11 protein-coding genes and 1 pseudogene are annotated in these 10,305 nt (G+C 71.0%); 4 read left to right on the forward strand and 8 right to left on the reverse strand.

Annotated elements, in window-relative coordinates; all coding sequences use genetic code 11:
- The first annotated feature begins 1 nt into the window (after nt 1).
- Nucleotides 2-1,234, forward strand: coding sequence for a phosphoserine phosphatase SerB (serB, locus tag NQU54_RS20875; RefSeq protein WP_102934203.1), 1,233 nt, complete (start codon nt 2-4; stop codon nt 1,232-1,234).
- A 132-nt stretch (nt 1,235-1,366) separates the two neighbouring features.
- Here the strand turns inward: serB and NQU54_RS20880 are convergent, their stop codons facing one another.
- From NQU54_RS20880 to NQU54_RS20895, 4 genes are all read right to left on the reverse strand, one after another.
- Nucleotides 1,367-1,885: a SixA phosphatase family protein gene (locus tag NQU54_RS20880; protein ID WP_257632379.1), complete on the reverse strand. Its 519-nt coding sequence runs from the start codon at nt 1,883-1,885 to the stop codon at nt 1,367-1,369.
- Between the two features lie 116 nt (nt 1,886-2,001).
- Nucleotides 2,002-2,220 (reverse strand): hypothetical protein, encoded by a 219-nt coding sequence (locus NQU54_RS20885; protein WP_167501041.1) that lies wholly within the window; start codon nt 2,218-2,220, stop codon nt 2,002-2,004.
- Nucleotides 2,221-2,371: 151 nt separating this feature from the next.
- On the reverse strand, nt 2,372-2,488 hold the full coding sequence (locus NQU54_RS20890) for an SGM_5486 family transporter-associated protein (protein WP_252100358.1): 117 nt from the start codon (nt 2,486-2,488) through the stop codon (nt 2,372-2,374).
- 35 nt (nt 2,489-2,523) lie between these two features.
- A complete protein-coding gene (locus NQU54_RS20895) occupies nt 2,524-3,954 on the reverse strand; it encodes a CynX/NimT family MFS transporter (RefSeq protein WP_372505970.1) in 1,431 nt (476 codons plus the stop codon).
- A gap of 146 nt (nt 3,955-4,100) precedes the next feature.
- Here NQU54_RS20895 and NQU54_RS20900 point away from each other — a divergent pair, with 146 nt between their 5' ends.
- A complete protein-coding gene (locus NQU54_RS20900) occupies nt 4,101-4,775 on the forward strand; it encodes a FadR/GntR family transcriptional regulator (RefSeq protein WP_257632381.1) in 675 nt (224 codons plus the stop codon).
- Between the two features lie 49 nt (nt 4,776-4,824).
- On the opposite strand, the gene NQU54_RS20905 is transcribed toward NQU54_RS20900, so the two are convergent.
- The 4 genes from NQU54_RS20905 to NQU54_RS20920 form a co-directional block, all read right to left on the reverse strand.
- Nucleotides 4,825-5,151: a hypothetical protein gene (locus tag NQU54_RS20905; RefSeq protein WP_069874657.1), complete on the reverse strand. Its 327-nt coding sequence runs from the start codon at nt 5,149-5,151 to the stop codon at nt 4,825-4,827.
- 210 nt (nt 5,152-5,361) lie between these two features.
- Nucleotides 5,362-6,132 (reverse strand): enoyl-ACP reductase FabI, encoded by a 771-nt coding sequence (gene fabI / locus NQU54_RS20910; RefSeq protein WP_257632382.1) that lies wholly within the window; start codon nt 6,130-6,132, stop codon nt 5,362-5,364.
- 5 nt (nt 6,133-6,137) lie between these two features.
- A complete protein-coding gene (fabG, locus tag NQU54_RS20915; protein WP_257632383.1) occupies nt 6,138-6,842 on the reverse strand; it encodes a 3-oxoacyl-[acyl-carrier-protein] reductase in 705 nt (234 codons plus the stop codon).
- Between the two features lie 341 nt (nt 6,843-7,183).
- Nucleotides 7,184-8,254: an alkene reductase gene (locus NQU54_RS20920; protein WP_257632384.1), complete on the reverse strand. Its 1,071-nt coding sequence runs from the start codon at nt 8,252-8,254 to the stop codon at nt 7,184-7,186.
- A 299-nt stretch (nt 8,255-8,553) separates the two neighbouring features.
- On the opposite strand from NQU54_RS20920, the gene NQU54_RS20925 reads away from it, so the two are divergent.
- Nucleotides 8,554-9,003, forward strand: coding sequence for a MarR family winged helix-turn-helix transcriptional regulator (locus NQU54_RS20925; protein ID WP_079153817.1), 450 nt, complete (start codon nt 8,554-8,556; stop codon nt 9,001-9,003).
- Nucleotides 9,004-9,268: 265 nt separating this feature from the next.
- Nucleotides 9,269-10,114, forward strand: a pseudogene (locus NQU54_RS20930) (ThuA domain-containing protein); the annotation flags it as partial.
- Nucleotides 10,115-10,305: the final 191 nt, after the last annotated feature.

Consider the following 10,305-nt stretch of genomic DNA (forward strand, 5'->3'; position numbering starts at 1 on the left):
CATGAGCGCATCGCGGATCCCCCCTGTCACCGCCGTCCCGGACGATGATGTCCCCACCCTCCTTGTCAAGATCTTCGGCAAGGACCGTCCCGGTATCACCGCCGGGCTCTGCGACACCCTGGCCGCCTACGGCGTGCACATAGTCGACATAGAGCAGGTCGTCACCCGGGGCCGTATCGTGCTGTGCGTCCTGGTCACGGCCCCCAAGGCCGATGGGGCGGAGGGCGATCTGCGGGCCACCGTGCACAGCTGGGCGGAGTCGATGCGGCTCCAGGCCGAGATCATCTCCGGCCGGGGCGACAACCGGCCGCGTGGCACGGGCCGCTCGCACGTCACCGTGCTGGGCAATCCGCTGACCGCCGAGTCGACGGCCGCCATCGCCTCCCGGATCACCGGCACCGGCGGCAACATCGACCGCATCTTCCGACTGGCGAAGTATCCGGTGACGGCCGTGGAGTTCGAGGTGTCCGGCGCCGAAACGGAACCGCTGCGCACCGCGCTGGCCATCGAGGCCGCCGACATCGGCGTCGATGTGGCCGTGGTGGCGTCGGGGCTCCAGCGCCGGGCCCAGCGGCTGGTGGTCATGGACGTGGACTCCACCCTGATCCAGGACGAGGTGATCGAGCTCTTCGCCGCGCATGCGGGCTGTCAGGCCGAGGTCGCCGAGGTCACGGCCCGGGCGATGCGCGGTGAGCTGGACTTCGAGCAGTCGCTGCACGCACGGGTCGCGCTGCTGGCCGGCATCGACGAGTCCGTGGTGGAGAAGGTGCGCGCCGAGGTCCGGCTCACGCCCGGCGCCCGTACGCTGATCCGCACCCTCAAGCGCCTCGGCTATCAGGTGGGCGTGGTCTCCGGTGGCTTTACGCAAGTCACCGACGATCTCAAGGAGCGTCTTGGGCTGGACTTCGCCTCCGCCAACACCCTGGAGATCGTGGACGGCAAGCTGACCGGCCGGGTGATCGGCGAGGTGGTGGACCGGGCGGGCAAGGCCCGGCTGCTGCGGCGCTTCGCCGCCGAGGCGGGGGTTCCGCTGGTGCAGACGGTCGCGATCGGCGACGGGGCCAACGACCTGGACATGCTGAACGCGGCCGGGCTGGGCGTCGCCTTCAACGCCAAGCCGGTGGTCCGGGAGGCCGCGCACACCGCCGTGAACGTGCCGTTCCTCGACACCGTGCTGTATCTGCTGGGCGTGACCCGCGACGAGGTCGAGGCGGCGGACGCACACGAGGACTGACCCACGAGGGCTTGAACGCGCCCGCAACGCGCACCAGCCCCGACGCACACCGGCCCCCGGCTCCCCGTACGACGTACGACGGCGGAGCGGGGGCCGGTGTGCTGGGATCACGCCCGGGGCATCACCCGGGGATCACTCGTGGGGCGCCCAGAAGCTGGTGAGACGTCCGCAGCCGATCTCGACCGACTTCCACGAACCGCTGAAGGTCACGACCGCGAACGCGGAGGTGGGGAAGGCACCGCGGTCCATGCGCTCCTTGGCACCCTCGTCGGCCTCGCCCGCCAGCGCGTCGGCGAGGCCGTGCATCCCGGGGTTGTGGCCGAGGACCATCAGGTCGGTGATGTCGTCGGCGGTCTCGTTGATCACCTCGATGAGCTGACCGACCGGGGCGTCGTACAGCCGCTCCTCGTAGACGGTCTTGGGGCGCCGCGGCAGCTCATGGACCACCAGCTTCCAGGTCTCGCGGGTGCGCAGCGCGGTGGAGCAGAGGGTGAGTTCGGGGGTGAGACCGGCCTCCGCGATCCGGCGCCCGGCGATCGGGGCGTCCTTGCGGCCGCGCTCCGCGAGCGGGCGCTCATGGTCGGCCACCTGGGGCCAGTCGGCCTTGGCGTGTCGAAGGAGGACAATCCTGCGGGGCACATCGACGCTCATGCGTCCCAGCTTCGCATGAATCGGTGCAGGAGGCGCAGGGTGTTGGAACGACCTCGTCAAACGTGAGCACACCCGCGATACCGGCGGACACGGCTGATCACCACCGCCTACGGTGGTCACCCCACCGCGTCCCCGAAGGCCCGGTGCACCAACTCCACGACCTGCGAGACCGGCCCGGAGCCGCCGCTCTCGGCATGGGCGGCGGTGGGCCCGGTGAGCAGAAGCAGCAGCGCCCCGAAGGCCACCGCCGGCAGAGCGACGGCCCACCACGGCAGCCGGGCGTCCACGCCGCTGACCGCCGGGTGTACGGACCGGGTACGCGTGCGGGCGGACATGGAATCGCCTCCGGATCGCCGAACGTGTCGTTGGTTCGACGGTACGGAGCGGGCGGCGCCGCTCCCATCCGGTGAGCCACCCAGTTACCCCTGAGCCCAGCCCCCTAAGGGATGGTGGGGCCAGCCCCACCATCCGCTCCTCCGCACCAGGTCAGGGCGAGGCGAGGGTGGCGATCACGGCGATGATCGCGGTGATGCCCAGCATCACGCCGAAGATGATGAGGAGCTTCTTCTGGCCGTTCGGGGGGTTCTCATCGAGCACTGGCATGGCACCAGTGTCCCACCCCCGGTACGCGGCACCGATCAGCCCTCGTCCTCGAGGGTGCGGTCGCGTCCGGCCAGTACGCCCGCGACGATCTGCGGCACCATGAACCCGGCCATCAGCGCGAGGGGCTGCCCCCAGCCGCCGCTGTGCTGGTAGAGCACGCCGACCAGCAGCGGGCCCGGGATGGACAGCAGATAGCCGACGCTCTGCGCGAAGGCCGACAGCCGGACCACGCCCGCGTGGGTCCTCGTCCGCATGCCGATCATGGTGAGGGCCAGCGGGAAGGCGCAGTTGGCGACGCCGAGCAGCAGGGCCCACAGCCAGGCGCCCTCCGCCGGGGCCAGCCACAGCCCGCCATAACCGATGAGGCCGAGGACGCCGAGGATGACGACCAGGACGCCCTGGTGCCGCAGCCGGGCGGCGATCCGCGGCAGGACGAAGGCGAGCGGCACGCCCATCGCCATCATCACGGCCAGCAGCAGACCGGAGGTGGAGGCGGAGACCCCGGCGTCCCGGAAGATCTGCGGCATCCAGCCCATGGAGATGTACGCGGCGGTGGCCTGGAAGCCGAAGAAGACGGCCATCGCCCAGGCCAGCGGGGAGCGGGCGATGCGGATCGCGGGCCCGTCGGCCGGGGCGGCGGCGGTCTCGGCGACCGCGGCCGGGGCGTCCGTATCGGTATCCGTGCCCGTGCGCGTGCCCGTACCGCCGCCTGTCTCGGAGCCGCCCGCCTCCGAGGCGCTCGCCACCGAGGCGCTCGCCACCGGACCGTTCGCCCCCGGGCCGTTTGCCTCCAGGCCACTCTCCGCGCCGCTCGTACGGTCTCGGGCGAGGAACAGCCAGGGCACCAGCGCCACGGCGGCGAGCAGCGCCCACACCCCGAGCCCGGCCCGCCAGGAGCCGCCCAGCGCGTCGGTCATCGGCACCGTGGCCGCCGCGGCCACGGCCGTGCCCAGCGACAGCCCCATCGAGTACAGCCCGGTCATCGCGCCGACCCGGTCCGGGAACCAGCGCTTGACGATCACCGGCATCAGGACGTTGCTCACCGCGATCCCGGCCAGGGCCAGCGCGCTGGCCGCCAGGAAGACCACGGTCCCGCCGGCGAAGGGGCGCAGCAGCAGACCGGCGGCGATGGCGGCGAGCCCGGCGCACACGACGGCGCCCGGCCCCCAGCGCCGGGCCAGCCGGGGCGCGGTGAACCCGAAGAGCGCGAAGCACGCCGGGGGCACGGAGGTGAGCACTCCGGCGACGGTGCCGCTCATCCCGAGGCCGTCCCGGACCTCCTCGAGCAGTGGGCCGAGGCTGGTGACCGCGGGGCGGAGATTGAGCGCGGCGAGCAAGAGCCCCGCCGCCATGACGCGGCCTCGCCATGGCGAGGCCGCGCGGCGCGGTCCTCCCGGTTCCGCCGGGCTGGGCGCGGAGGCGGCGGTGTCGAGCGTCGCGAGATCGTCAGACGGGGACGTATGCATGCCGACCATCATAGAATCATGGGATGAAAGCTCGTCCAGTGGCGAACGACCACCCGGTGACACCCGGACGGCATCATGATGGAAAGGCCCGTTCGCCCACTTCGGGCCGTGTCCGCCGCACGCACAGTCGTACGCACAGGAGAGTCATGCCGCTGACCTCGCCCCGGCGCTCCGCCCTCGCCGACCAGGTGATCGCCCAGCTGCGCGCCCAGATCACCTCGGGCGAATGGCCGGTGGGCTCGCGGATTCCCACCGAGCCCGAGCTGGTCGAGCAGCTGGGGGTGGCGCGCAACACCGTACGGGAGGCCGTGCGCGCCCTCGCGCACAACGGGCTGCTGGACATCCGCCAGGGCTCGGGCACCTATGTGCTGGCGACCAGTGAACTGGCCGGGGTGATGCACCGCCGCTTCGCCGCCGCCGACCCCCGCCATGTGGCCGAGCTGCGCAGCGCCCTGGAGACCAAGGCGGCCCGGCTGGCCGCGGAGCGCCGCACCGAGCAGGACCTCAAGCAGCTGGACGCACAGCTGGACCGGCGCGAGCGGGCGTGGGAGGGGGGCGATCCGGACGCCTTCGTCGAGGCGGACGCCACCTTGCACATGGCGGTCGTGGCCGCGTCGCACAACGATGTGCTGGAGGAGCTGTACGCGGACCTGGGCGCGGTCGTACGGGACTTCCTGCGCGCGGACGTGGGCGGCGGGATGGTCCCCGACGCGTATGTGGACCACGGACGGCTGGTGGAGGCGATCCGGGAGGGGGACGGGGAGCAGGCGGCGGCCGAGGCCAGCACCCATCCGTTCGGCTGTCGCTTCCGCGGCTGCTGAGCGACCGGGGGCGGCCGGAAGCGGGTGGCGCTCAGGTGGGACCCGGCGCTCAGCGGTGATGACTCACCCAGGCTTTCCGTATCTCCTTCCAGCAGCGCTCGGCGAGCCGCACATGCTCGGCCGGACCGACCTCCACCGGGCGGGTGTCCATGTCGGGGTCCCACCAACGGGCGCATTCGACGTGCAGCTGCACCCGGTCGGCGCCGGGATTGGGATTGAAGCAGTCGGTGGTGGCGTGCGAGCCGCGTACCGAGGTGCTGCACGCGGCCTCGCGCGGCCGGGGCCGTTCCTGTGCGGCGGAGCTGGAGGCGGCGATGACCAGACCCACCGTGGCGACGAGCAGCAGCGCGGCCGCGACACGGCGGGTCGTACGCATGCGGGACCTCCTCGGCCGTGCCGCTGGCGCTGGCGCTGGCGCTCCGGTCGGTGAGTCGGTTCGTCGTCGTGTCTCCACAGTGCGTGGATCCGCCACCCATACGCGCGTCCTGCTCCCCCGTACGGGTGAACGCGCACGCGGAACGGCCGCCGCCCCGGACCCGCGGTTCGCGGGGTGGGACGGCGGCCGTCGCGCGGAAACGCCGTGGGCTCAGGCGCCCATCATGTGCACACCGCCGTCGACATGCACGATCTCGCCCGTGGTGCGCGGGAACCAGTCGGAGAGCAGGGCCACGACACCGCGGCCGGCCGGCTCCGGGTCGGTGAGGTCCCAGCCGATCGGGGCCCGGTGGTTCCACACGTCCGCGAGCTCCTCGAAGCCGGGGATGGACTTCGCGGCCATGGACTTGATGGGCCCGGCGGAGACCAGGTTGCAGCGCACGTTCTTCTCGCCGAGGTCACGGGCGAGGTAGCGGCTGGTGGACTCCAGCGCGGCCTTGGCCACGCCCATCCAGTCGTACTTCGGCCAGGCGAACTGGGCGTCGAAGGTCAGGCCGACGATCGAGCCGCCGCGCGGCATCACCGGCAGGCACGCCATGGTGAGCGCCTTGAGGGAGTAGGCCGAGACATGCACGGCCGTGCCGACGTCCTCCCAGGTGCCCCCGAGGAAGTTGAACGCGCCCTGCGGGCCGAAGGCGATGGAGTGCACCACGCCGTCGAGGCCGACACCCTCGCCCAGGTGCTCGCGCACCTTGTCGGCCAGGCCGTCCAGCTGCTCCTGGTTCTGCACATCCAGCTCGATGACCGGGGCGGGCTTGGGCAGCCGCTTGGCGATCCGCTCCACGAGGGAGACCCGGCCGAAGCCGGTGAGGATGACCTCGGCGCCCTCCTCCTGGGCCAGCTTGGCGGCGTGGAAGGCGATGGACGACTCGGTGATGACGCCCGTGACCAGGATGCGCTTACCGGCGAGAATTCCACTCATGACGTTCAGTGACCCATGCCCAATCCGCCGTCGACAGGGATGACGGCTCCGGTGATGTACGCGGCCTCGTCGGAGGCCAGGAAGCGGACCGAGGCGGCGATCTCCTCGGGCTGCGCGTAACGCGCGAGCGGTACCTGCTTCACAATGTTCTCGCGCTGATCGTCGCTGAGCGCGCGCGTCATGTCCGTGTCGACGAAACCGGGCGCGACCACATTGACGGTGATGTTGCGCGAGCCCAGCTCACGGGCGAGGGAGCGGGCGAAGCCCACCAGGCCGGCCTTGGACGCGGCGTAGTTCGCCTGACCGGCCGAACCCATCAGCCCGACGACCGACGAGATCAGCACCACGCGCCCCTTACGGGCCCGCAGCATCCCCCGGTTGGCCCGCTTGACCACGCGGAACGTACCGGTGAGGTTGGTTTCGAGGACGGCGGCGAAGTCCTCCTCGGTCATCCGCATCAGCAGCTGGTCACGGGTGACCCCGGCGTTGGCCACCAGGACCTCGACCGTGCCGTGCTTCTCCTCGATCTCCTTGTACGCCTGCTCGACCTGCTCCGGCTCGGTGATGTCGCACTGGACGGCGAGGAAGCCGGCCGGCGGCTCACCGGACCGGTAGGTGATGGCGACCTTGTCGCCAGCGTCGGCGAAGGCACGGGCGATGGCGAGGCCGATGCCGCGGTTGCCTCCGGTGACGAGAACCGAGCGGCTCAAGGGACCACCTTCTCTTGTCGATCTGCGTCGATGTCTCTGTGTCGACGTCGACGTTGTGTCGAAGTCGTGCAGGACGTCACAGCGCGTGCCGTCCCCTACCCCCGCAAACTATCGGTCCGAGGCCGTCGAGGAGGAATCGGGCACCCACAGGGGCGGGTGGCACTCCCTGTCGAGTTCCTACAGAAACCCGGTGCCTGTCCGGCCCAGTATCGGGGGGGGGCGGCGACGGGAGCGGGTGGTGAGCCGAGCCGCCCGGCCGGTCCGGGGACGACCGGCCGGGCAGCACGCCGTTTCGCCTCACGCAGGCGCGGATTCACTCGCGCGGACGCGGATCAGCGGATTCAGCCGAGGGCCGGGTAGTCGGTGTAGCCGCGGTGATCGCCACCGTAAAAGGCGGTGGGGTCGGGGGTGTTGTACGGGCCGCCGGCGGCGAGGCGGGCCGGAAGGTCGGGGTTGGCCAGGAACAGCGCGCCGAAGGCGATCAGGTCGGCCGTGCCGTCCTCCACCAGCTTCAGCTCACCGGGCCCGGTGGGCTCGCTGCCGGTGAACGGGTTGAGGATGAAGGTGCCGGGCCACTCCTTGCGCAGGCGTACGGTCAGGTCGCGTACGCCCGGCGCCTCCATCTGGTGCAGATAGGCCAGGCCCAGCGGGGCCAGCCGCGCCACCAGGGCGCCGTAGGTCTCCTGAAGTCCCTCCTCGGCGATGTCGTTGAAGGGGTTGCCCGGTGAGAGGCGGAAGCCCACCTTGTCCCCGCCGATGGCCTCGGCCACCGCGGTCGCCACCTCGACCGCGAAGCGGATCCGGCCGTCGGCCGAGCCGCCCCAGGCGTCGGTGCGCCGGTTGGCGTTGGAGGCGAGGAACTGGTGGACCAGATAGCCGTTCGCCCCGTGGATCTCCACCCCGTCGAACCCGGCGGCGACCGCGTTGCGCGCCGCGGCCGCGAAGTCCTCGACGGTCCGGACGATCTCGGCCTCGGTCAGCTCCCTGGGGGTGATGAAGTCCTTGGGGCCCTCATGGGTGAACACCTGCCCCCGCGGCGCCACCGCGGACGGGGCGACCGGCACCAGGCCGTCCGGCAGCAGGGTGGGGTGGCCGATGCGGCCGGTGTGCATCAGCTGCGCGAAGATCACCCCGCCCTCGCGGTGCACGGCTTCGGTCACCTTCCGCCAGGCCGCGACCTGGTCGGCCGAGTGCAGACCGGGGGTGTCGGGGTAGCCCTGCCCGACCACCGAGGGCTGGATGCCCTCGGTGACGACGAGCCCGGCGCTCGCCCGCTGCGCGTAGTAGGTCGCCATCAGATCCGTCGGGCTCGCTCCCGGGCCGTGGGCGCGGCTGCGGGTCATCGGGGCCATCGCGATGCGGTTGGTCAGGCGGGTGCCGCTCAGGTCGTACGGGTCGAATGCCGTCGCCATGATCACTTTCCTTGTCCAACGGAGGCCGCCGCACGGCGCGGGGACCAATTACCTGCCCGAACAAATAAGTGATGGCAACTCATTCCCGGGCGACTGTGAGCCGCGTCACCACGAGCGCACTTGGGGCGGTGACATCCGAACACCCGCCTCCATCCGGTCCACAAGGAGCCGCGCTAGGCTGGTCCCTGTTCGAGCAGCTACAAACCGCGGCGAGAGACGGCGAAGGGCGTATGAGCGAGCCGAGACACATGGCCGGGAACGAGCCGGCCGAGGCCGCGACAGCGGCGGCCGGGGCGCCGATGCCGGCCTCCGTCCGGGCCGGCGCCATGAGTCACGCGATCTTCCGGGTGGCCCGTCTGCACCGCATGCTCGCCGGGCAGCTGCTGCGCCGCGTCGGCCTCCACACCGGCCAGGAACTGGTCATGATGCAGCTCTGGGACCGCGGCCCCCAGCGTCAGACCGACCTGGTCCGCCTGCTCGGCTCCGACGCCGCCACCATGACCCGCACCATCCGCCGCCTGGAGCACGCCGGCTTCGTCCGCCGCTGCCCCTGCGCCGACGACAAGCGCGTCACCATCATCGAACCCACCACCGCCAGCCTCGCCCTGCGCCACGAGGTGGAACAGATCTGGGCGGAGCTCGAACGCGGCGTCACCGACGATCTGACCCCGGATCAGCAGACCGAGGCCATCGACGTCCTGGAGCGCATCGAACAGAGCCTCGCCCGCGCCGCCGAACGCAACGCCTGAGGCCGGGCACGGCCGCTCCGGCACCCCGAGCCGCCCCACCGGATCCCACACCGGGCGGCGCCCCTTGCTTCACCCCTTGTTTCAACTCTTGCCTTAACTCTTGACGAGTCTGGTTCAGACCTTTAAGTTCACGCATCGCCCAGCTGCGAAAGCCGTGACTCTGCGGTGGTGAACAACCCGCTCCGCAGCCGTGTCGGCATGGGCCGTCAGTGTCCAGTTCCCCCACCCGTGACAGCGGCATCATCCGTTACAGCGAGGAGCACGCATGCGGAAAAGCGGAGACATCAGATCGTTCAGGACGCCATCCGTGGCCATCCGGCTGCTGGTGCTGTTGGCCACGCTGCTGGGGCTGGCGGTGGCGCCCGTCCACGCGACGGCGCGCGGCGCGGCAGCGCCGTTCAAGGTGTTGGCCCTCTACAACGGGACCTGGGACGCCGCGCACATCAACTTCGTCCATGAGGCGAACGACTGGTTCCCCCAGCAGGCGGCCCAGAACGGCTTCACCTATACGGCGAGCAACGACTGGAACCAGCTCGCCGACGGCAGGGTCGACGGCTACAAGGTAGTGCTGTTCCTGGACGACCTGCCGCAGACCGCCGCCCAGCGGTCAGGGTTCGAGCGCTATATGCGTGCGGGCGGCGCCTGGATGGGGTTCCATGTGGCGGCCTTCACCACCGAGGCGCAGAACTGGCCCTGGTACCACGATCAGTTCCTCGGCAGCGGCAACTTCAAGTCCAACACCTGGGGGCCGACCACGGCCACCCTGCGGGTCGAGGACCGCACCCACCCGTCCACCAAGGCGCTGCCCGCCACCTTCACCTCGTCGGTCAGCGAGTGGTACAGCTGGTCGAAGGACCTCCGGCAGAACCCGGACATCAAGATCCTGGCCTCCGTCGACCCGAGCAGCTTCCCGCTCGGCACCGACCCCAACCAGACCTGGTACGACGGCTACTACCCGATCCTGTGGACGAACAGCAAGTACAAGATGCTGTACGCGAACTTCGGGCACAACGCGATGGACTACGAGCACAACACCCCCCTGTCGTCCACCTTCGACAGCGCGACGCAGAACCGGTTCCTGCTCGACGGGCTGAAGTGGCTCGGCGGCGCCGGGTGACTTCCGGCCGGTGGACCGCGCGGATCTGACCCCGCGCGGAACGCTCTCCAGGGGCCGTCCCGGACAACCGGGGCGGCCCTGTCGTCTCATCACACCGAGCCGCGTGCCGGTCACCCGTGGTGTCGGCCAACTGTGTGAAGATAGCCCTCATGTTTGGCGGAGGGGGCGGCAGGCCGCCTGGTCAG

The sequence above is a fragment of the Streptomyces malaysiensis subsp. samsunensis genome (genome assembly GCF_024519315.1).
In the GTDB taxonomy this organism is placed as follows: Bacteria; Actinomycetota; Actinomycetes; order Streptomycetales; family Streptomycetaceae; genus Streptomyces; species Streptomyces malaysiensis.